The following is a 23,005-nucleotide window of genomic DNA, read 5'->3' on the forward strand; positions in this document are numbered from 1 at the left end:
GCGGGGGTCGCGGCCTGGGCGGAGGAGATGCCGAACGCGGCACCGCCCAGCACGAGGGCGCCGGTGGTGGCGAGGGTGATGGAGGTCTTGAGGCTCTTACGCATCGTGATCAGTCCTTTGCTGTTGTCGCGCTCGGCGCGGCTGCTGTGTGCGCGCCGAACACACCCTGGTGCAGGGTGGAGAACCAGCGGTGTGCGGCTGGTGAGCGCTCCGGGTGGTTCCCGGTCGTTGCAGGTGATTCGGCACCCTCTGNGTGCGCGCCGAACACACCCTGGTGCAGGGTGGAGAACCAGCGGTGTGCGGCTGGTGAGCGCTCCGGGTGGTTCCCGGTCGTTGCAGGTGATTCGGCACCCTCTGGCGAAGGGTTTGGACGGATCTGACGTCGTTACCGCTCTGTGACCTTTCGGCTGCTGCAGGTCAGGACGCCTTACCGGACGGGAGGCGCGGTGCCAGGCCGCCACGGGCCTCCCGTCCGTCGCGCAGTCGCGTCAGTGCTGCCCGCCGCGCAGGCGGCCGATGCCGAGCACGATGCCGACGACGACCATGCCGAGCACGAGGCCGGCCACGGCCGACACGGCCGTGTCGGCGATCCAGACGACGACGGGGCCGGCGGCATCGAGCGCGTGCTCGATCCCGTGCAGCAGGTCGTACGGTCCGTGCCAGATCGTCTCGGCCAGGTTCGCGATGACCAGGTGTCCGCCGACCCAGAGCATCGCGACGGTGCCGATGACGCTGATGACCCGGAAGACCATCGGCATCGCGCGGACGATCCTGGCACCGATCCGGCGGGTGCGGCGGACCGAGTTCTTCATCATCTGCAGGCCGATGTCGTCGACCTTGACGAGCAGCGCCACGGCGCCGTAGACGACCGCCGTCATGACCAGGCCGATCACGATCAGGGCGCCGAGCGTCGGCCAGAGCCCGAGGTCGGGGTCGAGGCCTGCCAGCGCGATGAGCATGATCTCGGTGCTCAGGATGAGGTCGGTGCGGATGGCGCCGAAGACGAGCTTCGGTTCGGTGACGGCCTCGTCGGACCCGCCCTCGTGGTGGACACCGAACCACTCGGTCACCTTCTCGGCACCTTCGAAGCACAGGTAGGTGCCGCCGAGCAGCAGCAGCCAGGGCAGCACCCCGGGGGCGAACGCCGTCAGCAGCAGGGCCAGCGGGATGATGATGACGAACTTGTTGAACAGGCTGCCGAGGGCGATGCGCCCGACGACCGGCAGTTCGCGGGCGGGCTCCAGGCCCTGCACGTACTGGGGTGTGACGGCGGCGTCGTCGATGACGACCCCCGCGGTCTTCGCGCTGGCCTTGAGGGCTGCGGAGAGGATGTCGTCCACCACGGCGAGCAATCCGACTGACAATGCGTTCTCCACTCGTCTGACCTGTGACCGTGCACAGCGTAGTGGCCGCGGAGCATCCTGAACGCCAGCCGCGGGGCGTCCGTAGGCTCGCGACATGGCTGACTTCACCGCATCCCAGGCCGCCGTCGTCCGGATCGAGCGTTCCGAGCAGGGGCGCTGGGACCTCTCCGTGATCAGCGACGCCGGTGTCGCGATGGGCCACGGCGTCTACTTGTTCGACGCAGCGCACGACGACGCCGAGGACGAGCGGGCCGCGGCACTCGACTTCGTGCGCGAGTACGGCTTCCGGTTCGAGCCGGACGCCGTGCAGGCCGACGGCCCCGACGCCTTCTGGGCGCCGCTGCTGCCGTCCGACCAGCAGTAGGCGCTGCTGCGCGCGGGAGTCAGCGCGGGACTCAGCGCGCCGAGTCCTCGAACCCGATCAGCCAGGCGACCCCGAAGGCGTCACGGACGGTGCCGTCCCAGTCGCCCCACGGTCGCTGCTGCAGTGGGTCGACGACCGTGCCGCCCTCGGCGAGCTGGTCGAACCACCGGCGCAGGACGTCCGGTTCCGCGGCGCCGAGCAGTGAGAAGAGCAGCCCCGTCGCCGAGAACGGGGTGTCGCCCTCGCCCTCGCTCGCGTCCGCGGCGAACAGCTGCAGCTCGCCGGTGAGCTGGCCGTGCGCGACGGCGTCGGCCGGGCCGTCCGTGCGGGAGAAGTCCGCGTAGGTCGCGATCTGCACCTGGCCACCGAACACCCGCTGCCAGTGCTCGAGGGCCTGCCTGGCGGTGCCGGCGAACTGGAAGTACGGCGCGGGTCCGGTCGTGTGCATGCCCGGCAAGGTACTCCGGAGTGCGGACTGGGGAAACCCTAGGGCTCGTCAGTCGAGCAGTGCGAGTGCGCGACGGCTGGGACACGCCGTCGTCACGCCGAGACGCCTCCGGAAACGGGGGCGTCTCGACGACTTCCCGGCGTCGGGCGGACACGACGGCGTGTTCGCACCCGGCCACGGTGCGGACGGGAGGCCCGTGGGGACGCCGCCACGGGCCTCCCGTCCGGCACCGGGGCACGCGCACGGCGCGACGTTCCTTCCCATTGCGCCTGCGCTGGAAAGCGGAAACGGGCGTACCTGGCGGGAAGTTCCTGCTAGGTACGCCCGATTCGACCAGGTACGCCCGATTCGACCAGGTACGCCCGATTCGACCAGGTACGCCCTGCGCCCCCGGCTCAGGACGCGAGCGCGGCCATCTCGCGCACGACCGCACGGAGCCGGTCGGCGAGCTCGTCGTTGCTCCGCACGGTCTCGCGGTGCGCGACCTCGCTGAGCGCCGACATCACCAGGGTCACGGCGGTGCGGGCGGTCTGCGCATCCGTGCGAGTGCCGACGACGCTGAGCAGGGACTGGCGCGACTCGGCCATCCACTGCATCACCATCGACGACATCTCCGGCCGGAGCACGAGCAGCTCCTTCATGCGCCTGCGGTCCTGCGAGAGCGGCACGGTCGCCGCGACCAGGGTGCACAGGTCGGCGACCAGGGCCCCGTCGGCCTCGGCGAACCAGGCCGCTGCGCGCTCCGGCACCTCGACCGAGTCGAGCCCGAGTGCCGCGTGCGCCTTCGACGAGAAGTAGTTGAAGAAGGTGCGGGGCGAGACGTCGGCGTCGGCGCAGATCTGCTCGACCGTCACGCCGTCGAGCCCGTGCGCGGACACGAGCGTGAGTGCCGCGTCGTGCAGCGCCTGCCGGGTCTGCTGCTTCTTCCGTTCACGCAGCGTGCACGGCTCCGTTGCCGCAGCCGCTGCCGGGGTGGTGATCACGTGGACTCCTGGTAGATCGATGTGGGTGGGAGGGGCGCCCGCCCGGAAAGGGGGCACGGGCGGACGCCCCGGTCGGTCACCGACGGGTCGTCGGTGTGGACCCGGTCATCGGGCCCGTGAACGAGCCGGCCTCGGCTGCGGCGGCGCCCGCCTCGGCCTCGAGCTGCGCCTCGGCGGACATGTCGGCCTGCTCCTGCAGCGCGGACCGCTGGCGCAGCGGCGGCACCCGGAAGAACCAGGTCAGCACGAACGCGAGCAGGATGACGCCGAGACCGACCCAGTAGATCGTCACGGACGAGGCGTTGAAGCCCGCCATGAACGGCCGGGTCAGGCGGCTGTCGGCACCGGTCAGGAACGAGGTGTCGTTCGTGCTGGTGGCGCTGTCGCTCGTGGTGTTGCCGTCGTCGATCTTCTTCGCGAGCTCGGGGGTGAGCTCGTCGACCCAGTAGGAGCGCTGCGCAGCGTTCGACCAGTCGACGGACACGGTGCCGTCCTGCACGCTGGCGTGCGCCTGGTCGGCGACCTGCTCGAGTGCGGACTGCTCGGCGGCCGGCGTGGCCGCGGCGACCTGCTGGTCGATCACGGTCTGCGCTGCCGCTGCGGGCACGGCACCCGCGGCGACCTGCTGCTGCACGGCCGCGGTGACCTGCTCGGTGACCGCGGCGTCGGCGGCCTGCTTCGCCTTGGCCGAGGCGGCGTCGAGCTGTGACTGCACGGTCTTCGTCAGCGGGGTGACGACGGGCGTCCAGATCTGGTCCATGGCGCCCTGGTTCGCCTTCGCGCTGGCGACGGTCGGGTTGAGCGCGGCGTCGAGTGCCGGACCGAGGTCCTTCTGGTTCGCGGTCGCGGTCAGGATGTTCGCCGGCATCACCGAGAACAGGATGGACAGCAGCACGGCGGTGCCGAGCGTGCCACCGATCTGGCGGAAGAACGTGGCGGACGACGTGGCGACGCCCATGTCACGGGCCTCCACCGAGCCCTGCGACGCCAGGGTCAGCGACTGCATGACCGAGCCGAGGCCGAGACCGATGAGGAACATGCCGATCATCAGGAACCAGAGCGGCTTGTCGATCGACATGAAGGTCAGGACGACGTAGCCGGCGGAGACGAGCGCGGTGCCGATGACCGGGAAGATCCGGTAACGGCCGACGCGGGCGACGATCTGCCCCGAGGTGATCGAGGCGATCATGAGACCGCCGACCAGGGGCAGCGTGGCGAAGCCGGACTCGGTCGGGGTGAGCCCGGTGACGATCTGCAGGTAGAGCGGGATCGTGAGCATCGCGCCGAACATCGCGAAGCCGACCAGGAACCCGATGACGGTCGCCATCGAGAACGTGCCCGAGCGGAACAGCTTGAGCGGGATGATCGCCGCGTCGCCCATCTTCGACTCGATGAGCAGCAGACCGATCAGCCCGACGACACCGACGACGTAGCAGGCGACGGCGGCGGGGGAGCCCCAGCCCCAGATGCGGCCCTGTTCGGCGACGAGCAGGAGCGGCACGAGGGTGACGATGACGGCGGTCGCGCCCCACCAGTCGACCTTCGGCTTCGCGTCGCCGGCGCCGTGCACCTTCGGCAGGTGCAGGAACACGATGACCATGAGCAGCGCCGCGACACCGATCGGCACGTTGATCAGCAGGACCCAGCGCCAGCCGGTGATCCACAGGATCTCGGAGGAACCGGCGAGCAGGCCGCCGATGAGCGGGCCGATGACGGACGAGATGCCGAAGACGGCGAGGAAGTACCCCTGGTACTTGGCGCGCTCACGCGGGGCGAGGATGTCGCCCATGATCGCCAGCGGCAGCGACATCAGCGCACCGGCACCGATGCCCTGCACCGCGCGGAAGGCGGCGAGCATGAGCATCGAGGTGGACATCGACGACAGGACGGCGCCGAGGATGAAGACGACGATGCCGAAGATGTAGAGGGGACGGCGGCCGAAGATGTCGGAGAGCTTGCCGTAGATCGGCGTCGCGATCGTCGAGGTGATGAGGTACGCGGTGGTCACCCAGGCCTGCTGGTCGAGCCCGTGCAGGTCGTCGCCGATCGTGCGGATCGCCGTGCCGAACACCGTCTGGCCGAGCGAGGACAGGAACATGCCCGCCATCAGGCCGTAGATCACCAGGAGGATCTGACGGTGGGTCATCAGCGGCTGCTGGCCGGCGCTTCCGGAGGCCGCGGGGGCCTCGGCGGTGTGCCGACCGTGCTGCACCGAGACGGGTGCGGTGGCGGTCATCGAACTCCTTTTTCTGGCTGTGAAACTTTGCAGACCGCGCAACGATACATCTGTTGCTTCCGGCAAGCAACTAAATGTGCCCGCTACGCTGGGCGCGTGACCGACGACCGGCGTGCCGCAGAGCGACTCCTGCGATCCCAGCTCGACCGGCTGTGGGTCCGGCAGACCCTGCGCTCCTCGCTCATCGAGTCGCGCGGCGGGCTCGACCCGACCGCCCGCGTGATCCTGCGTGCCGTGGCCGGCCACGGCCCCGTCCGGGCGACCGCGATCGCCGACGCGACGGGGTTGTCCCGCCCGGTGATCAGCCGGCGGGTGGCCTCACTGATCGAGGCCGAGCACCTGATCGGGTCGCCCGATCCCGCGGACGGCCGCGCCACGCTCGTCACGCTCGCCCCCGCCGGCCGGCGGCTGCTCGACGAGCTGGACGCCGCCGGCGCCGAGGTCTTCGACGACCTGACGGGGGAGTTCGCCTCGGACGAGCTGCGCGCGCTCGCCGAGATGCTGACGCGGCTGAACGACCGTGCCGACACGGTCCTGGGGATCGGCACCACGCGCTCCTGACGTGACCGAGGGGACGGACAGGAGGCCCGTGGCGGCGCCGCCACGGGCCTCCCGTCCCTGCGGAGCGCGCATTCGAGATACCGTTGGTGGTATGAGCACGGACACCACCCCCACCACTGAGACCCTCGACGACGGGCCCGTGGTGACGTTCGCCGATCTCGGCCTGAGCGACGCTGTGCTCAAGGCCGTCAAGGACATCGGCTACGAGACCCCTTCCGCCATCCAGGAAGCCACCATCCCCACCCTCCTCGCCGGGCGCGACGTCGTCGGCCTGGCGCAGACCGGAACCGGCAAGACCGCGGCGTTCGCGCTGCCGATCCTGTCCCGCATGGAGTCCGGCAGCAAGAAGCCCCAGGCGCTCGTGCTGTCCCCGACGCGTGAGCTCGCCCTGCAGGTGTGCGAAGCGTTCGAGCAGTTCGCGTCCCACATGAAGAACGTCCACGTCCTGCCCGTCTACGGCGGCCAGGCCTACGGCGTGCAGCTCTCCGCCCTGCGCCGTGGCGTCGACGTCATCGTCGGCACCCCCGGCCGCATCATGGACCACCTGGCGAAGGGCACGCTCGACCTGTCCGAGCTGAAGTACCTGGTCCTCGACGAGGCCGACGAGATGCTCAAGATGGGCTTCGCCGAGGACGTCGAGACGATCCTCGCCGACACCCCGGACGACAAGCAGGTCGCCCTCTTCTCGGCGACGATGCCCGCGCAGATCCGCCGCATCTCGCAGCAGTACCTGACCGACCCGGCCGAGATCACCGTCAAGACCAAGACGAAGACCGCCGCGAACATCACGCAGCGCTACCTGATGGTCTCGTACCCGCAGAAGGTCGATGCGCTCACCCGCATCCTCGAGGTCGAGGACTTCGAGGGCATGATCATCTTCGTCCGCACCAAGAGCGAGACCGAGACCCTGGCCGAGAAGCTCCGCGCCCGCGGGTACGCCGCCGCCGCGATCAGCGGTGACGTCGCCCAGGCCCAGCGTGAGCGCACGGTCAACCAGCTGAAGTCGGGCAAGCTCGACATCCTGGTCGCCACCGACGTCGCCGCCCGTGGTCTCGACGTCGACCGCATCACGCACGTCGTGAACTTCGACATCCCCGTCGACATCGAGTCCTACGTGCACCGTATCGGTCGTACCGGTCGTGCCGGCCGCTCGGGTGACTCGATCAGCTTCGTCACCCCGCGTGAGCGTCGCCTGCTCGCCGCGATCGAGCGCCACACCAAGCAGCCGCTCACGCAGATGCAGCTGCCGACCATCGACGACGTCAACGAGACGCGCCTGACCCGCTTCGACGACGCCATCACCGCGGCGCTCGAGGACCAGGGCCGGATCGCCGCGTTCCGCGACGTCATCGCGCACTACGTCGAGCACCACGACGTCCCTTCGGACGACGTCGCTGCCGCCCTGGCGGTCGTGGCGCAGGGTGACTCGCCGCTGCTGCTCACCGCAGCCGACGACGCGCTCCGCTCGCAGATGGAGCGTGACGCCCGCCGCAGCGAGCGCGACGACCGTGGTGCCCGCGACGACCGCGGCGGCCGCAACGACCGTGGTGCCCGCGACGACCGTGGCGGCGACCGCGACCGTGGCGACCGCGCCCCGCGTCGTTCGCAGCCGATGTCCCCGTACCGCATCGAGGTCGGCCGTCGTCACCGCGTCGAGCCGCGCCAGATCGTCGGTGCGCTGGCCAACGAAGGTGGCCTGCGCCGCGACGACTTCGGTGCGATCCAGATCCGTCCGGACTTCTCGATCGTCGAGCTGCCGGCCGACATGGACCCCGGTGTGCTCGACCGCCTGACCGACACCCGGATCAGCGGCAAGCTCATCGAGATCCGTGCGGATCGCCGTGGTGGCGGACGCCGTGACGACCGCGACGAGCGTCCGGAGCGCAAGCCGCGCTACTGAGACGCGCCGCGTCCGAGACGCGACCCCTGTGGACGGGAGGCACGGTGCCAGCTGGCACCGTGCCTCCCGTCCGTCGTCGGTGCGCGTTCCGGGCCCGCGAGACGCCGTCGTGTCGCTTCCACGCCGCCGAGTCGGCGAGACGCCGCCGGATTCCGCGGCGTCTCGGGAACGCGACGGCGTGTGCGGGGGTACCAGGCGGCATCTTGCGGTGCGGGGAACCGCACATCCCGCCCGCAACCGTTCCCCTGCGGTCGGCACGGTGCTGTGATACCCGGAGCCGTGACGCAGGGAGCCGCGGAGAAGGCAGGGGAACATCGTGTACCGAGCACTCATCACCGCGGTCGCCGCCGCGGCGCTCGTCTTCGGAGGTGTGGCGCCTGCGACGGCGCACACCTCCTGGTCGTCGGTGCCGGGAGCGCCGACCGCCGTCCGCGTCACCGGCGACGCGGACAGCGCCACGCTGACGTGGCGTGGCCCGAAGCACGGCGCGAAGGTGACGGGCTGGAAGGTCGCGGTCGCCGCCGTCGCGAACCGGCACGACCGTCAGGCCGACCGACTCCACCCGCGTGCCCGCTCCGACCGCTTCGACGCGCTCTCGCCCGCGACCACGTACCGGTTCTCGCTCCGTGCCCTCGGACACCGGGGGACCGGCCGCACGATCACGCTGCGCTGGACGGCACCACCCGCACCCGAGCCGGAGACGACGCAGTCGCTGTTCGGGCTCGACGGCAACGGTGACGTCGTGCGGTTCGCGGACTCCGGCAGCGGTGCGAAGACCGTCGTCGCGAGGGACGTCGAGGGCTTCGCCGCGAATGCCGACGGTGACGTGTTCACCCCGACGGCGGACGGCACTTCGATCCTGCTGCACCCGGCCGACGGCGGCGGGATCTCGATCATCGCGTCCGGCCTGCACCTGACCCCGGACCTGCGCTCCGATGCCGAGGGCAACCTGTACTGGGTGGACTCGGTGACCGGTGCGGTGCAGCAGTTGCCGGTCGGCACCTCGACCCAGAAGACCGTGCTCGACCTGGGTGGCAAAGCCGTCGGGAGCGATCAGCGTTTCTGGACGGTCACCCCGGACGGCAAGGTCGTCGTGCTCGGCGGAACGGTCAGCCAGCCGTACGTCAAGGGCACCGGCATCGCACCCCGCACGTTCACCGGGCCGAGCGGCATGATCGTCGGCTACCCCGCCGGTGTGCTCGCGGACTCGCAGGGCAACGTCTACGTCGACATCCGATCGACCGGTGCCGCCGGGTCGTGGATCTGGTACCAGCTCAAGCCCGGGGCGACCGAACTGACGAAGATCGAACCGCGGTACGCGTTCGACTACGCCGCCGCGAACGCCGATGGCTTCTCGCTCCTGCAGTCGGCGCAGTTCTGCCCCGCCCCGTCGGAGTACCGGCCGGGCGGGTGCACGATCGACCGCGGCATCCCGGACAAGCTCGTGGTGGGCAGCGGCGGGACGTCGACCGTGCCGGTGACCGGGCTGACCGCCGGGTCGCGTGGCGAGCACCTGGGTGCCGCCTCCGCCGACGGGGACGTGTTCGTCTCGATCGAGAGCGGCCCCTCGGTCGGGCTGTGGAAGGTCCCCGCCGCGGGTGGAGCTGCGCAGCAGCTCGACGTGGCGCAGTACTCGAGGCTGCTGGTGATCTGACCGGCGGTGCGAGGCGGAAGGGGGTGGGACGCAATGGAGCGTCCTACCCCCTTCCGTGTGTGGCTCGCGGTCAGGCCACGCCGGCGGCCGTGCGGCGGCACACCTCGTCCCACGGGGTCGGCTCGATGCCGAAGCGGGTGCGGCTTTCGGCGTCGTCCACCACGTACGGCGCGGTCCACTGGTAGGTCAGGTCGGCCAGCTCGCGCAGCATCGGCGACACGAGCCCGCCGACGCGGAACAGGGCCGCGGGCATCCGGCGTACCGGCACCGCGGGCTTCCCCGTCGCCGCGAGGACGTCGGTGAGGGCCTGGCGCTGCGTTCGCGCGGGGTTGCTCGGCACCATCCACGTGCGGCCGTGGGCGCTCTCGTCCTCGGCGGCGGCCACGAGGGTCCGGGCGACGTCGAGCACGTCGGTGAAGGTGTGCGGCAGGTCTGTGCGGCCGACCATCCACACCGCCCGGCCCCGCAGTGCCGCCGGCAGCACGCGCGTGACGTGCCCGTTCGCGCCGATCCCGGGCCCCAGGTAGTCCGAGGCGCGGACCTCGACGGCGCGGATCCGGCCCGCGTCGTGCGCGGCGAGGGCGTCGGCCCACATCCGCGCCCGGAGCACGCCCTTGCGGTCCGTGGCCGCGTCGGGCAGTCCGGCGCGCATGTGTCCGTCGACCGGGCCGTACGGGTACAGGTTCCCGGTGATGGCGTACGTCGCACCGGTCCGTTCGGCCGCGGTGAGCAGCGCTGCGGCGAGCGGGGGCCAGGTGCGTTCCCACTGCGTGTAGTCGCCGGGGTTCGCGCAGTTGTACAGGACGGCCGCTCCCTCGGCGGCGCGGGTGAGCGCGTCGGCGTCGGAGGCGTCGAGCGCGAGGTGCTCGACCCCGGCGACGCCGGTGCTGCGCCCGGAGCGGGAGACGACGGTGACGCGGTCGCCCCGGGCGTTCACGAGTCCGGTGACGTGGCGGCCGACCGGGCCGGCGCCGATCACGATGTGGTGGGACATGGTCTCCTGCTTCCTGGTCGGTGCGAGAGCAGTGCTCTCGGAAGCGAGCATGACCGCTCCTGCGCGGAAAAGCAAGAGCACTGCTCTCCTTTGTGTGCGCTGCTCTCTCGTGCCAGGATCGACGGATGGCACCCACCGCCCGAGCGCTCGCACGGCAGACGGTCACCGCCGACATCCTGGCCGCGGCACGCACCCGTCTGACCGACGAGGGTCCTGCGGCCCTGAGCCTGCGTGCCGTCGCCCGTGACGTCGGGATGGTCTCGTCGGCCGTGTACCGGTACTTCCCGAGCCGCGACGACCTGCTGACCGCCCTGCTCATCACCGACTACGACGAGCTCGGTGCCGCGGTCGAGGCCGCCGGTGCGGCAGCCGGACCCGATGCCGGGGCGCGCTGGGTCGCGATGTGCCGGGCGATCCGTGACTGGTCGATCGCGCACCCGGGGGACTTCGCGTTGCTCTTCGGCTCGCCGGTACCGGGCTACGCCGCGCCGCGCGAGACGGTCGCACCCGCGACACGGACGACGCTCGCCCTGGTGCGCGTGGTCGCGGACGCCGTCGGCTCCGGTGCGCCCGGTGCGTCGGGCGCGTCGGGTGCGTCGGGCGGATCGGGTACGTCGGGCTCGCCCGTCACGTCGACGCCGGGGACGGCCGGGAGGCCCGGATCACCCACCGCGCCCACGGCGGCTCCCGGGGTGGCCGGTCCCGCCGTCGCGGACGGGGTCGCCACCCTGCGCTCGTTCGGCATCTCCCTGCCCGACGAGGTCCTGGTCCGGACGCTGATGGCCTGGACGACGGTGTTCGGGACGATCTCGTTCGAGCTCTTCGGGCACTTCGTGGGGTCCGTGTCCGACGGTGCGGCGTACTTCGACCAGGTCATCGCACGCCTGGCCGACGACCTGGGGTTCACCGCCGTCTTCTGAGACGCCGTGTCCCCAGATCGGGTGAGCAACCTGACAGACTCCCCACCCGTGCGGTAGACAGGTCGTCACGCCCAGGTCGTGCCCGACGACCGAAGCGGACGACCGGCACGGTGGCCCCCGGGTCAGCTGCCGGACGGAACCACTCTCGGGCGTGCGCTGCGGCCGGGGCCCGCGGATCAGGAGGCATGCTTGCGACGCAGCACGTGCGACGGCACCACGGTCGGGGCGACCCGGTGACCGCGCTCGACGTCAGCCGACAGGACCGCCGCCGACTCACCACCGGAACGGCCCGCCGGCGCCTGGTCACCGTGCGGACCGTGGCGCTCCTGGCGTCCCTCGCCGGGGTGAACTACATCGTGTGGCGCTGGGCGGCCTCGGTGAACTGGCACTCGTGGTGGATCGCGGTGCCGCTGATCCTCGCCGAGACCTACAGCGTCATCGACTCGCTGCTCTTCGCGCTCGGGGCCTGGCGGCTCCGGGAGCGCGGCGAACCGCCGGCGAAGCCGTCCACCGACGTCACCGTCGACGTCTTCATCACGACCTACAACGAGCCGGTCGACCTGGTGGAGCGCACCGCCCGCGCGGCGAAGGCGATCACGCACCCGCACACCACCTGGATCCTCGACGACGGCAACCGCCCCGAGATGCGCGCGGCGGCCGAAGCGCTCGGCATCGGCGTCATCACGCGCGGCGCCGACTGGGTGGACCGGCCACGGCACGCGAAGGCCGGCAACCTCAACAACGCCCTGCTCGCGACCCAGGGCGAGTTCCTGCTCATCCTCGACGCCGACCAGGTGCCGGACCCGGCGATCCTCGACCGCACCCTCGGCTACTTCAAGGACCCGCAGATGGCGCTCGTGCAGACGCCGCAGTGGTTCGAGAACGTCCCCGCTGCCGACCCCCTCGGCAGCCAGGCGCCGCTCTTCTACGGCCCGATCCAGCAGTCGAAGGACGGCTGGAACGCCGCGTTCTTCTGCGGGTCGAACGCGATCCTGCGGCGTGAGGCACTCATGCAGCTCGGCATCTCGCGCTACGTGGCTGAGGTCGAGGCGTCCGTGCAGCGCACCCTCGCCACCTCGCGCAAGCTTCTCGCCCGTTCCCGCGAGACCGAGACCGACCCGCGCGTGCTCGATGCCCTCGACGACGCCGAGGGCGTGGTCGACCGCGCACGCGAGCAGGTCCGGTCCGGCGAACCCCTGGGCGACGTGACCTACGCGTTCCAGCGGGGGATCGACGCCATCGCGTTCCGGTTCGCCGCCGCCGACCTCGAATCGGTGCGGAACGACCTGCAGGAGCTCGCGGCGATGTCCACCGACGCGAACACCTTCGCCGGACTCGACGACGCCGCCCTCGACGTGCTCGGGCGGCGCGAGGCCTCGCCGGTCGCCGCCATCGAGTCGATCGCCGTGCTCGCCCGTGCCCTCGACGTCAACCGTGACGACGAGGCCCAGCCGATCATGCCGCTGGCGACGATCTCGGTGACCGAGGACATGGCCACCGCGATGCGCCTGCACGGCCTCGGCTGGAAGTCGGCGTACCACGACGAGATCCTGGCGACGGGCCTGGCCCCCGAGGACCTGCCGACGATGCTCGTGCAGCGACTCCGCTGGGCGCAGGGCACCATGCAGGTGTTCTTCCGCGAGAACCCCCTGGTGCAGAAGGGGCTGTCGTGGGGGCAGCGGCTCATGTACTTCTCGACGATGTGGAGCTACCTGTCGGGGTTCGCCGCGATCGTCTACATCGCGGCGCCGGTGCTCTGCCTGTCGTTCGGGGTCGTGCCCGTGCAGGCCTACAGCGTCGACTTCTTCGCCCGGCTCATCCCGTTCCTGGTGTGCAACCAGCTGCTGTTCTGGGTGGTCGCCGCCGGCAGACCGACCTGGCGCGGGCAGCAGTACTCGCTCGCCCTGTTCCCGATCTGGATCGAGTCGGTGGCCAGCGCGTTCCAGAACGTCTTCCGGGGCAAGCCGCTCGGGTTCCGCGTCACCCCGAAGGTGCGCGACGAGACCGAGCAGAAGCCGCGGTGGGACCTGGTCAAGCCGCAGCTCTGGGCGATGGGTGCCCTGGTCGCCGCCCTGGTGATGATCGTCATCCGGTACCTGACCGGTCAGGCCGAGGGGATCGCGCCGCTCGTCAACACCGCGTGGGTCGTCTTCGACCTGTTCATCTTCAGCATCGTGATCCGCGCTGTCCGGTACCGCGGCCCGGCCACCCCCGCACAGTCCGAACACGAGTCGAGCACCGCCGGAGGGCCCCTGTGAGCACCGAGACCACGTTCGAGGTCGCCGCGACGCCCGACTCCCTCAACGAGGTGCAGGACCGCTTCGCCGCGTGGTGGGACGGGCTCGGCATCGACGACGTGCGACTCCGCTTCGCACTCGAGACCGCCCTGGCCGAGGTCGCCGCGAACATCGTCGAGCACACCGTCCGCGCCGACCGGGGGACCGGGCGCCGGTACTCCGTGCGCCTCCAGGCCACCGACCAGGCCCTGACGGCGGTGCTGACCGACAACGGGATGCCCGTCGACATCGACCTGAGCGCCGTCACCATGGCCGACGTCGAGCAGGAGAGCGGGCGTGGGCTGGCGCTCGCGATCGCCGCGCTCGACCGGCTCGAGCACCGGCACGAGTCCGGCCACAACGTCTGGATCCTCGCGTGCGACCGGTGAAGCAGCAGGTGGCCCGCGCCCTCGCCCTCCTCGTCACGATCGCCACGCTCCTGCTCGGTGGTGCGCTGCCCGCGTCCGCGGCGTCTGCGTCGTCCGCGGCACCCGTGCAGCGTGCCGCCGCCGTCGAGCCGGCGGGGGGCTCGACGTGGTTCGGCCCCGACCTCGACTGGGCGAGTGACTCACCCGAGGGCTACGAGGGACGGCTCGGCGCGACGCCGTCGATGTACGGCGTCTCCGTCGACTACCCGCTCGACGGCCCGGCCAAGCAGGAACTCCTCCGGTCGGCGCGCGCGGCGGCGACCCAGGGTGCGGTGCTCGTCGTGAGCCTCGAACCCGACCGCAGGCTGCGGTCGCTCGACGCCGGGGACGCACGCGCCGTCAACTCCGTGTTCGAGGACCTGCACGACCAGTACGACACCCAGGTGCTCGTCCGGTTCGCGCCGCAGATGAACGGCTCGTGGGTCCGCTGGGGCCAGCAGCCGACGGAGTTCGTCCGGGCGTTCCGTGCGCTCAGTACGACCGTGCACGCGGGTACGTCGGACGCGCTCATGGTCTGGTCGCCGGGGTACGGTGCCGGCTACCCGTTCGGCGAGTCCGCCGGGCGGCTGCGGAACCTGTCCCCGGTCGACGTCGCGAAGGCGGACACGAACGGCGACGGACAGCTCACCGGTGCCGACGACCCGTACGGGCCGTACTGGCCGGGGGCCGAGGCCGTCGACTGGGTCGGGCTCTCGATGTTCTCGTACGGCAAGGGCGACCCGACCGAGGCCGCAGGTCGCGCCGTGCCGCTCACCCGCAGCGGCGAGGTCGAGTCGCGGTTCGACGAGGACTGGGGCTACGACCAGCCGCAGTCGGGCACGTTCTACGACCGGTTCGCGGTGGCCGACGACCGTCCGATGCTGCTCGACACCGGTGCCCTGTACAACCGCGAGCTGCAGGGCGACACCGAGCTCCAGGTCAAGCGGAGCTGGTGGCGGCAGGTGCTCGCCGCCGTGCAGGAGCGTCCGCTGATCCGGGGCATGACCGTGCTCGAGGCGGAGCGACGCGAGCCCGAGGCCGGCAACCGCGTGGCCGACTGGCGGCTCACTGCGGACCCGGACGTCGCGGAGGCCTTCCGCGCCGACCTCGAGCGGTCCGGCGACTTCGCCTTCGGCCCGGTCACCGATCGTGTGACCGTGCAGCAGGGCAACGCCGCGATCTCCCAGGAGTACGAGACCGGCGGCGACCAGATGGCGTGGATCGTCTGGCTGGCCGCCGGCCTGGCGGTCGTGTTCCTGCTGAGCGGGGTGTTCGGCCGGCTCCTGCCGAGCTGGCGCTACCCCGACGACGGCAAGCCCGGCCGTGACCTGCGGCTCGACCTGTTCCGCGGGTTCATCATCCTCGCCGTGGTGATCACCCACATCGAGATCGGCGGGCCGTACTCGTACCTGACGCTGCACGCCGTCGGGGCGATCACCGGCGCCGAGATGTTCGTGTTCCTGTCCGGCATGGTGCTCGGCATGACGTACCCGTTCGCCGTGAAGAAGTTCGGCGAGTGGGCTGCGGCGATCGGGGCGTGGAAGCGCGCACGCAAGCAGTACGTCGTCACGCTCGTGGTGATCGCCGTCGTGTTCGTGCTGAGCTTCGTGCCGTTCCTGAACACCGACGCCATCACGACCTTCACCGACCGGGGCACCGGCCTCGGTGGGGTCGACGCCGAGGGACGCGTCTACGACCTGTACCCGAACGTCATGCAGCTGCTCGCGTACCCGCCGCCCTGGTACGCGATCCGGCAGTTCCTGCTGCTCGAGATGGGGCCGTGGCCGTTCAACATCATGGGGCTGTTCGTGGTGCTGAGCCTGTTCATCCCGGCGTTCATCTGGGTGATCCGCCGCGGGTTCTGGTGGGCGCTCCTCACCGCCAGCTGGGCGCTCTACGTGTTCCAGGCGCTCAACCCGGACTTCCGCCCGCTGAACTCGCAGTTCGAGGCGGTGTTCCCCCTGTTCACCTGGCAGGTCGTGTTCACCCACGGGCTCGTGCTCGGGTACTACCGGCGGCAGATCGTCGGCGCGCTCACCGGGCGTCTCGGCAAGGTCCTGGTCGGCATCGCGGTCGGCGGGTACGCGGCGTTCCTGGTCTACGTCTGGGCCGGTGACCACTTCGGGTTCACCCCGGTGCCGTTCCCGGCCGAGATGTACCAGTCGCTGTACAACACGGCGTACCAGCGGGTGGACCTGCAGTGGGGCCGCCTGGCGGACATCGCGTTCTTCGCGGTCGTGTCCTACGCGATCCTCACGGTGTTCTGGAAGCCCATCGCCGCCGCCATCGGCTGGCTCTGGATCCCGCTCGGGCAGGCGAGCCTGTACGTGTTCGTCTGGCAGGTGTTCTTCGCCCTGGCGATCGCGTCGATCCCCGGTGTGCCGTGGGGCGACTTCTGGATCGGGTTCGTGGTGCACACGGCGCTGATCCTGCTGGCCTGGTACATGGTCCGCAAGAAGTTCCTGTTCTCCGTCATCCCGCGCTGATCGCGCGCTCCGACGGACGGGAGGCCCGTGGCGGTGTCGCCACGGGCCTCCCGTCCGTCCTGTGGTCGCGTCTCAGGACGCGGGCAGGCGCGCACGGAGCGCGCCACGGACCGACTCCCACGCCGCCAGGCGGTCGCGGACCGCGTCGTCCTGCTCGGTGTCCAGGGCGTCCCGGTGTGCCTGCTCGAGCACCTCGTCGATGACGACCCGGCGCCCGCTGCGCGCCGACGTGATCGCGGCGTCGACCATCGTGAGGCTCATGACGTTGCCGTGCACCTCGCCGTCCGGCACCTCGCCGGAGCGGACGGCCCGGACGAAGGACGCCAGCGACCCGGCGATCTCGTGTCCCACCGACGGTGCCGTGACCGGGGACCCCGGTGTGCCGTCGAGGTCGCTCGACGGGTCGTGGTCGCCGTCCCAGAGTGCCGTGCCGGCGGCTCCGGAGGCGCGCCAGTCGCCGTTCCACGAGGTCTCCGCACCCGGCGCACACCAGGAGCCGTCGTAGACGTAGCGGACGTCGTCCTCGAACGTGAAGACGGCGGCGGCGGCCGCGTCGCCCCGGTACCAGGACCACGACGGGTTCCACGACTCGCAGTACACCGACACCGGATCGCGCTCGAGCACGTACCGCGCCGAGTCGAAGGCGTGGATGGCCATGTCGAGCAGCAGGACGTCGTCCATCTCCTCGCGGAAGCCACCGAAGTGCGGTGCCTTCGCGAACCGGGTGCTCAGCCCGCCCACGACACCGAGGTCGCGGACGTGCTGCCGGAACGCGACGAGCTGGTCGTTGTAGCGGCGGGACTGCGACACCATGAACAGCTTGCCGGTGGCCTCGGCGGCTGCCGCGAGCGACAGCGCCTCGGCGACGGTCTGCGCGGCGGGCTTCTCGCCGAGCACGGGGAGCCCGGCCCGGAGCGCCTGCATGGTGACCGGGTGGTGCGCGACCGGCACGGTGATGTCGAGCACGGCCTCGGCCCCGGTCTCGGCGGCCAGCGTGGTCAGGTCCGTGCCGACCAGGATCGACGGGTCGCCGGCGTGTGCGGCGCCGGCACGCGCGGCGTCGAGGTCGAGGTCGACGATGCCGACCAGCTCGACCTCGGGGTCGGCGGCGACGGTGGCGAGCCAGGCCCGCCCCATCCCGCCGGCGCCGACCTGCAGGACGCGCAAGGGGCTCACGCCTGCGCCCCGTCGCGCTCGGCAGCGGGCGCACTGGCTGCCGGCTCGGTGACCGCGGGCTCGGCGGCCGCCGGGGCGGCCGTCTCCGGCTCGGCGTCGTCGAACGGGCCGCGGTAGTGCTGCCCGTCGAAGTACTCGCCCAGGTCGTAGCGGCGGAGCGTCGGCATCTCGCGCTCGCGCTCCGGCCGTGCCCACTCGGCGCCGTTCGCGATCACCCGGCGGACGTCCGGGTGGTGGTAGACGGGGAAGTCCTGGTCACCGGGGGAGAAGTAGAAGATCTTCCCCAGGCCGCGGCGGTACGTCATGCCGCTCCGGAACACCTCGCCGCCCGTGAAGCCCGAGATGAACACGAGCTCGTCGGGCGTCGGGACGTCGAAGTACTCGCCGTACATCTCCTGCTCGGGGATGACGATCGGGTTCGGCACCCCGCGGGTGATCGGGTGCTGGGGGTTGACGGTCCAGACGAGCTCCTGGTCGTGCTCGCTGCGCCACCGCAGGGTGCAGGTGGTGCCCATGAGCTTGCCGAAGATCTTCGACCAGTGGCCGGAGTGCAGCACGAGCAGCCCCATGCCGGAGAGCACGTGCCGGTGCACCCGGTCGACCACGGCGTCGTCGACGTCCTGGTGTGCGGCGTGCCCCCACCAGGTGAGCACGTCGGTGTCCGCCAGGACCTCGTCGGTGAGTCCGTGCTCCGGTTCCTGCATGGTGGCGGTCCGGACGACGGCCTCGGGCAGGTGCTCGCGGATGCCGTCCGCGATCGCGCCGTGCATGCCGTCGGGGTACCGCTCGGCGACGTGCTGCTCGACCTGCTCGTGGACGTTCTCGCCCCAGACGGTGATGCGGAGCGGGGTGGTGGTCATGGTGTGTGCCTTTCTGGCTGGGATGCGTGGCGGCTTCGGTCCGGTGCCGTCACTTGACGGCACCGCCGAGGGCACCGGCGGAGATGTACTTCTGCGCGAAGATCAGCAGGACGGCGGCGGGCAGGGACGCCAGCACCGAGGTCGCCATGACGGGACCCCAGTCGGTGACGTTCGAGCCGATGTAGTTGTAGATGCCGAGCGTGATCGGTCGGACCGCGGTCGTCGACGTCAGGGTCAGTGCGATGAGGAAGTCGCCCCACGCGCCGAGGAAGGTGAAGAGCGCCGCGGTGACGATGGCGTTCCGGCTGATCGGCACGACGATCGACACGAACGCCCGGAAGTCGCTGGCGCCGTCGACGAGTGCCGCCTCGACCAGGCTCGGTGGGATCGACTCCATGAACGCCCGCATGAGCAGGATCGCGAAGGGCACCTGGACCGCGCTGTCGGCCAGGATCAGGCCGACGTAGCTGTTGAGCAGCCCGATGTTGTTGAACAGCGTGTACAGCGCGTTCGCGATGACGATCGCCGGGATCATCTGCGTGATCAGCAGCACGAGCAGGAACACCCGGCCGCCGCGCATCCGGAACCGTGCGAGCCCGTACGCGGCCGGTGTCGCGATGGCCAGCGTCAGCAGGACGGTCCCGAGCCCGATGATCATGCTCGACACGAAGTTCTGCCCCTGCTGGGCGAACGCGGCCTGGTACCCGGCGAAGGTGGGGGAGAACGGGAACCACGTCGCCGTGGCGGCCCCGGACGTCGCCTGCAGGCTGGTGTTCACCATCCAGTAGACGGGGAACACCATGATCGCGAGGAACACGCAGCCGAGGATCGTGAACGGGATGCCCTTGGCCGAACCTCGTGGCCGGGGAGCACGGGCGCTCTTGGTCGTGATCGCGCGGGTGGCGGTGACGGTCTGGTTCGCGAGTCCGACGCTCATTCGTCGACCGCCTTCCGTGAGATCGCGATGTAGACCATCGCGAAGACGAACGAGACGACGATCAGCACGTTGCTGACCGCGGCTCCGATGCCGAACTGGAAGTTGATGAACGACTGGTGGTAGGCGTTCGTGGCCAGGGTCTGGGTCGAGTTCGCCGGGCCGCCGCCGGTCAGGCCGAGGATGATGTCCACGACCTTCAACGTGTAGACGACCCCGAGCACGATCACGACGCTGACCACCGACCGGATGCTGGGCCACGTGATGTACCAGAACGCCTTGAACCCGGTGGCGCCGTCGAGCGAGCCGGCCTCGTAGAGCTCCGGGGGCACGGACTGCAGACCGCTGTACAGGATCGTCGTGTTGAACGGGATGCCGAGCCAGACGTTGACGCCGATCACGGCGATGAGCGCCAGGCTCGGGCTGACCAGCCACGGCACGGGGGCGATGCCCACCACTCCGAGGAGCTGGTTGAGCGCGCCGCTGTCCTGGTCGAGCAGCCACTTCCACACCGCGCTCGACGCGATGAGCGGCAGGAGCCACGGCAGGAGCAGGAGCCCCCGCAGGAAGCCCGACAGCGGGAAGTGTCGGCGGAAGAACAGCGCCAGGCTCAGCCCGATGACGAACTGCAGGATGATCGAGCCCGCCGTGAACAATGCGGTGTTCACGAGGCTCGTCGTGAAGACCGAGCTCTGGAACACCGAGATGTAGTTGGCGAGTCCCACCCAGGGGGCCTCGCCGGTGAAGAAGGTCGCCGTCGTGTAGTCCTGGAAGGACATGACGACGTTCTTCACCACCGGGTAGCCGAAGAAGACGGCCACGAAGACCGCCGCTGGCACCACGAAGAGCCATCGGGTCACGCCGGATCGGAACCGGGCTCGTCGTTGCCCGGGTCGTGGTGTCGTCACGGGCGGGATCGTCCGTGGTCGTGTCTGTGTCGAGGCGCTCACGCCGGGGTCCTTTCCTCGTCGCCGGAGGGAGCCGACCGGTCGGCCGGCTCCCCGTGGACTACTGCTCTTGGGACTGCGCCTGCTTGAGCGCTGCCTCGGGGCTGGCCTTGCCGGTGAGGGCCAGCTGGACGGCGGTGTAGATCTTCGTGGCGGCCTTGGGCCAGTCGGGTCCGAGCTCACCGGTGCGGGCGCGAGCGGTCTGCACCGTGGTCACGAAGGACGCGACCTGCGGGTGGTCCTTCGCCCACGCGGCGCCGGCCTCGAGGTTCGTCGGCACGTTGCCGCTCACCTCGGACAGGGCCTTCTGCATCTTCTGGGTGTGCAGGCAGCCGACGAACTTGCCGGCGAGCTGCATCTTGTCCTTGTCGCCGGTCTGCGGGACGGTGAAGGCCTCGCCGCCGAGCGGTGCCACCGTGGCCTCGCCGGTGCGTGTCGGGATCGGCACGCTGTCGAACTCGAGGCTCTTCTTCTCGTTGAGCGCCGGGAGCTGCCAGGGGCCGTTGATCATCATCGCGGCCTTGCCTGCCAGGAACTGGTTGTTGACGTCTGCCTGGGCCCAGTTGATCGAGCTCTTGGACATCGAGCCGTCGTCCTGCAGGTCCTCGACGAGCTGCAGGGCCTGGGTGGCGTCCGCGGTGGCGATGTTCTTCTCGTCACCACCGTTCGACCAGAAGAAGGGCAGGAACTGCCAGGTGCCCTCGTACGTGTTGATGTTGCTCATCGCGAAGCCGTAGGTCGAACCCTTGGTGAGCTGCTTCGCGGCGGCCTTGAGCTCGTCCCACGTCTTGGGCGGCTGGACACCGGCGTCCGAAAGCAGCTTCTTGTTGTAGTAGAGCGCGATGGAGTTCGTGTTCGACTGCAGGCCGTAGAGCTTGCCCTTGTAGGTGCTCGCCGCCTTCACGCCGGGGACGTCGCCGTCGGCGTCGAGCCCGTAGGCCGACAGGTCGGAGAGGGCACCCGACGAGGCGATCTGCTGCACGTCGGGGTTGTCGAGCATGAGGACGTCGGGCAACGTCTTCGACGACGCCTGCTGCAGCACCTTCGAGATCAGGCCGGCGCCGGCGACGTGGTTGATCGTGACCGTCGCGCCGACCTCCTTCGCGCACTGCTTGTAGACCGGGTTGTAGTTCGCGTCGTAGTAGTCCTCGATCGTCAGGGCCTTGCTGCCGCCCGACGAGGCCGATCCGGAGCCGGAGCATCCGGACAGGACCAGGGGGACCGTGGCGAGCACGGCGACGGCGCCGACGAGGGCGCGGGTCCGGCGCGACTGGGAGGGGAATCTTTGCTTCATTGCAGAGCTCTTCTCTTGACGGATGCTGGGACAGGCACGCATCGACGAGGCCGCTGACGTCATCGTCGCTGTGCTCCTGGGGCGAGAAGCTAACAGATAAGCGCTTCACCTGTAAAGCGCTTTTCTGACACGGCGAGCGCTAGGATCAGCGGCATGGCCACGATGCAGCAGGTCGCCGATCGGGCGGGGGTCTCGATCGCCACCGTGTCCTTCGTGGTGAACGGGACGAAGTACGTGACCCCCGGAACCACGGCGCGGGTGCGGACCGCGATGCGCGAGCTGAAGTTCCGTGGCAACGTCGTCGCCCGTGCGCTCGCGAGCCGACGCACCCGGATCATCGCGCTGCTGTTCCCGACCACCGGCAACCGCTTCAGCCCGACCACCTCGCAGTTCTTCATGAGCGCGGCGGAGCGTGCGTCCGAGCGGGGGTACCACCTCGTGCTCTGGCCCGTGGACCCCGCCGGCGACGACCTGGACGACCTCGTGTCGGGCGGACTCGTGGACGGCGTCATCCTGATGGAGGTGCGGATGGACGACCCCCGCGTCGCCGTCCTCACCGACCTCGACGTGCCGTTCACCCTGATCGGCCGGACCCGCGACAGCAGCGGGCTGCCCTTCGTCGACATCGACTTCGAGACGACGATCGAGGACAGCCTCGACCACCTCCAGGCCCTCGGGCACCGGCGGTTCGGGCTCGTCCTCGAGGACCTCGAGGGCACCCCGATGGCCGGCTACGCACCGCACCTGCGCGTCGAGTCGACGTTCCGGCAGGCGATGATCGAGCGCGGACTGACCGGGACGATCGTCACGGCGGGGCCCGGCAGTGACGGCGGCCGGCAGGCCACGAGTGACCTGCTCGCGGCGGACCCCGACGTCACCGCTGTGCTCGTGATGAAGGACGACTCGTCCGCCGGCGTCCTGGTCGGGCTGTACACCGCCGGGCGGCGGGTCCCCGAGGACGTCTCGGTGCTCAGCATCGCGTCGTCCGAGGCGAACGCGGACCAGCACTACCCGCGGCTGTCGACGATGGTCGCCCCCGGCCCGGAGCTCGGCGTGCGGGCCGCCGACGCCCTCATCGAGCAGCTCGACGGCACCTCGGAGGACCTGCCGCACTTCCTGCTGCCGTGCACGCTGCGGATCGCCGAGTCCACGGCCCCCGCCCCGGCCTGACCGCCCGCCGGTCCATCCGCGAAAGCGACAG

The 23,005-nt window shown here is 70.5% G+C and carries 19 protein-coding genes; 9 read left to right on the plus strand and 10 right to left on the minus strand.

Annotated features, from left to right (window positions below):
• Window positions 1-488: 488 nt before the first annotated feature.
• Window positions 489-1,364: a DUF808 domain-containing protein gene (locus tag ASF75_RS15135; RefSeq protein ID WP_042537898.1), complete on the minus strand. Its 876-nt coding sequence runs from the start codon at window positions 1,362-1,364 to the stop codon at window positions 489-491.
• Between the two features lie 94 nt (window positions 1,365-1,458).
• Between ASF75_RS15135 and ASF75_RS15140 the strand changes: the two genes are divergently transcribed.
• The gene (locus ASF75_RS15140) at window positions 1,459-1,728 is read left to right on the plus strand and encodes a hypothetical protein (RefSeq protein ID WP_042537772.1); all 270 of its coding nucleotides are present in this window, start codon (window positions 1,459-1,461) and stop codon (window positions 1,726-1,728) included.
• A gap of 31 nt (window positions 1,729-1,759) precedes the next feature.
• Here the strand turns inward: ASF75_RS15140 and ASF75_RS15145 are convergent, their stop codons facing one another.
• The 3 genes from ASF75_RS15145 to ASF75_RS15155 form a co-directional block, all read right to left on the minus strand.
• Window positions 1,760-2,176: a VOC family protein gene (locus ASF75_RS15145; protein ID WP_017886816.1), complete on the minus strand. Its 417-nt coding sequence runs from the start codon at window positions 2,174-2,176 to the stop codon at window positions 1,760-1,762.
• A 395-nt stretch (window positions 2,177-2,571) separates the two neighbouring features.
• Window positions 2,572-3,159, minus strand: a complete 588-nt coding sequence (locus ASF75_RS15150; RefSeq protein WP_056072745.1) for a TetR/AcrR family transcriptional regulator — start codon at window positions 3,157-3,159, stop codon at window positions 2,572-2,574.
• A 76-nt stretch (window positions 3,160-3,235) separates the two neighbouring features.
• Window positions 3,236-5,395 (minus strand): MDR family MFS transporter, encoded by a 2,160-nt coding sequence (locus tag ASF75_RS15155; RefSeq protein ID WP_056072748.1) that lies wholly within the window; start codon window positions 5,393-5,395, stop codon window positions 3,236-3,238.
• 96 nt (window positions 5,396-5,491) lie between these two features.
• Between ASF75_RS15155 and ASF75_RS17925 the strand changes: the two genes are divergently transcribed.
• The 3 genes from ASF75_RS17925 to ASF75_RS15170 all read left to right on the plus strand — a co-directional run bounded on the left by ASF75_RS17925 (window position 5,492) and on the right by ASF75_RS15170 (window position 9,510).
• Entirely contained in the window at window positions 5,492-5,956 is a 465-nt protein-coding gene (locus ASF75_RS17925; protein WP_042537769.1) for a MarR family winged helix-turn-helix transcriptional regulator, read from the plus strand.
• Between the two features lie 91 nt (window positions 5,957-6,047).
• Window positions 6,048-7,856: a DEAD/DEAH box helicase gene (locus tag ASF75_RS15165; protein WP_017886812.1), complete on the plus strand. Its 1,809-nt coding sequence runs from the start codon at window positions 6,048-6,050 to the stop codon at window positions 7,854-7,856.
• Window positions 7,857-8,172: 316 nt separating this feature from the next.
• Window positions 8,173-9,510 carry a fibronectin type III domain-containing protein gene (locus ASF75_RS15170; RefSeq protein ID WP_056072752.1) on the plus strand — a complete coding sequence of 446 codons (1,338 nt, stop codon included), beginning with the start codon at window positions 8,173-8,175 and terminating at the stop codon, window positions 9,508-9,510.
• 70 nt (window positions 9,511-9,580) lie between these two features.
• Here ASF75_RS15170 and ASF75_RS15175 read toward each other — a convergent pair whose 3' ends face one another.
• Window positions 9,581-10,504, minus strand: coding sequence for an NAD-dependent epimerase/dehydratase family protein (locus ASF75_RS15175; RefSeq protein ID WP_056073084.1), 924 nt, complete (start codon window positions 10,502-10,504; stop codon window positions 9,581-9,583).
• Between the two features lie 125 nt (window positions 10,505-10,629).
• Here ASF75_RS15175 and ASF75_RS15180 point away from each other — a divergent pair, with 125 nt between their 5' ends.
• From ASF75_RS15180 to opgC, 4 genes are all read left to right on the plus strand, one after another.
• Window positions 10,630-11,424: a TetR/AcrR family transcriptional regulator gene (locus tag ASF75_RS15180; RefSeq protein ID WP_056072755.1), complete on the plus strand. Its 795-nt coding sequence runs from the start codon at window positions 10,630-10,632 to the stop codon at window positions 11,422-11,424.
• Between the two features lie 185 nt (window positions 11,425-11,609).
• The gene (locus ASF75_RS15185; protein ID WP_235517710.1) at window positions 11,610-13,682 is read left to right on the plus strand and encodes a glycosyltransferase; all 2,073 of its coding nucleotides are present in this window, start codon (window positions 11,610-11,612) and stop codon (window positions 13,680-13,682) included.
• Window positions 13,679-14,089: an ATP-binding protein gene (locus ASF75_RS15190; protein ID WP_017886807.1), complete on the plus strand. Its 411-nt coding sequence runs from the start codon at window positions 13,679-13,681 to the stop codon at window positions 14,087-14,089. Before ASF75_RS15185 ends, ASF75_RS15190 begins: the two co-directional genes overlap by 4 nt.
• Complete coding sequence (opgC, locus tag ASF75_RS15195) at window positions 14,086-16,593, plus strand: OpgC domain-containing protein (protein WP_156463917.1); 2,508 nt, start codon at window positions 14,086-14,088, stop codon at window positions 16,591-16,593. The genes ASF75_RS15190 and opgC overlap by 4 nt, the downstream gene beginning before the upstream one ends.
• Window positions 16,594-16,665: 72 nt before the next feature.
• Here opgC and ASF75_RS15200 read toward each other — a convergent pair whose 3' ends face one another.
• The 5 genes from ASF75_RS15200 to ASF75_RS15220 form a co-directional block, all read right to left on the minus strand.
• Window positions 16,666-17,760, minus strand: coding sequence for a Gfo/Idh/MocA family protein (locus ASF75_RS15200; RefSeq protein WP_056072762.1), 1,095 nt, complete (start codon window positions 17,758-17,760; stop codon window positions 16,666-16,668).
• A gap of 5 nt (window positions 17,761-17,765) precedes the next feature.
• The gene (locus tag ASF75_RS15205) at window positions 17,766-18,629 is read right to left on the minus strand and encodes a ThuA domain-containing protein (protein ID WP_017886804.1); all 864 of its coding nucleotides are present in this window, start codon (window positions 18,627-18,629) and stop codon (window positions 17,766-17,768) included.
• A 49-nt stretch (window positions 18,630-18,678) separates the two neighbouring features.
• Window positions 18,679-19,566: a carbohydrate ABC transporter permease gene (locus ASF75_RS15210; RefSeq protein ID WP_017886803.1), complete on the minus strand. Its 888-nt coding sequence runs from the start codon at window positions 19,564-19,566 to the stop codon at window positions 18,679-18,681.
• Window positions 19,563-20,423 (minus strand): carbohydrate ABC transporter permease, encoded by an 861-nt coding sequence (locus ASF75_RS15215; protein ID WP_056072765.1) that lies wholly within the window; start codon window positions 20,421-20,423, stop codon window positions 19,563-19,565. Before ASF75_RS15215 ends, ASF75_RS15210 begins: the two co-directional genes overlap by 4 nt.
• Before the next feature lie 148 nt (window positions 20,424-20,571).
• A complete protein-coding gene (locus tag ASF75_RS15220; protein ID WP_056072768.1) occupies window positions 20,572-21,804 on the minus strand; it encodes an ABC transporter substrate-binding protein in 1,233 nt (410 codons plus the stop codon).
• Window positions 21,805-21,957: 153 nt separating this feature from the next.
• Here ASF75_RS15220 and ASF75_RS15225 point away from each other — a divergent pair, with 153 nt between their 5' ends.
• Window positions 21,958-22,974: a LacI family DNA-binding transcriptional regulator gene (locus ASF75_RS15225; RefSeq protein ID WP_200942701.1), complete on the plus strand. Its 1,017-nt coding sequence runs from the start codon at window positions 21,958-21,960 to the stop codon at window positions 22,972-22,974.
• The last annotated feature ends 31 nt before the right edge of the window (window positions 22,975-23,005 follow it).

The organism is Curtobacterium sp. Leaf154 (assembly GCF_001424595.1).
GTDB lineage: Bacteria > Actinomycetota > Actinomycetes > Actinomycetales > Microbacteriaceae > Curtobacterium > Curtobacterium poinsettiae.

What these genes read in the sequence shown, in the direction of transcription:
- ASF75_RS15165 (WP_017886812.1), top strand. Translation starts at nt 6,048, where the DNA reads ATGAGCACGGACACCACCCCCACCACTGAGACCCTCGACGACGGGCCC.
- ASF75_RS15180 (WP_056072755.1), top strand. Translation starts at nt 10,630, where the DNA reads ATGGCACCCACCGCCCGAGCGCTCGCACGGCAGACGGTCACCGCCGAC.
- ASF75_RS15205 (WP_017886804.1), bottom strand. Translation starts at nt 18,629, where the DNA reads ATGACCACCACCCCGCTCCGCATCACCGTCTGGGGCGAGAACGTCCAC.
- ASF75_RS15175 (WP_056073084.1), bottom strand. Translation starts at nt 10,504, where the DNA reads ATGTCCCACCACATCGTGATCGGCGCCGGCCCGGTCGGCCGCCACGTC.
- ASF75_RS15140 (WP_042537772.1), top strand. Translation starts at nt 1,459, where the DNA reads ATGGCTGACTTCACCGCATCCCAGGCCGCCGTCGTCCGGATCGAGCGT.
- ASF75_RS15145 (WP_017886816.1), bottom strand. Translation starts at nt 2,176, where the DNA reads ATGCACACGACCGGACCCGCGCCGTACTTCCAGTTCGCCGGCACCGCC.
- ASF75_RS15225 (WP_200942701.1), top strand. Translation starts at nt 21,958, where the DNA reads ATGGCCACGATGCAGCAGGTCGCCGATCGGGCGGGGGTCTCGATCGCC.
- ASF75_RS15155 (WP_056072748.1), bottom strand. Translation starts at nt 5,395, where the DNA reads ATGACCGCCACCGCACCCGTCTCGGTGCAGCACGGTCGGCACACCGCC.
- ASF75_RS15185 (WP_235517710.1), top strand. Translation starts at nt 11,610, where the DNA reads ATGCTTGCGACGCAGCACGTGCGACGGCACCACGGTCGGGGCGACCCG.
- ASF75_RS15210 (WP_017886803.1), bottom strand. Translation starts at nt 19,566, where the DNA reads ATGAGCGTCGGACTCGCGAACCAGACCGTCACCGCCACCCGCGCGATC.
- ASF75_RS15220 (WP_056072768.1), bottom strand. Translation starts at nt 21,804, where the DNA reads ATGAAGCAAAGATTCCCCTCCCAGTCGCGCCGGACCCGCGCCCTCGTC.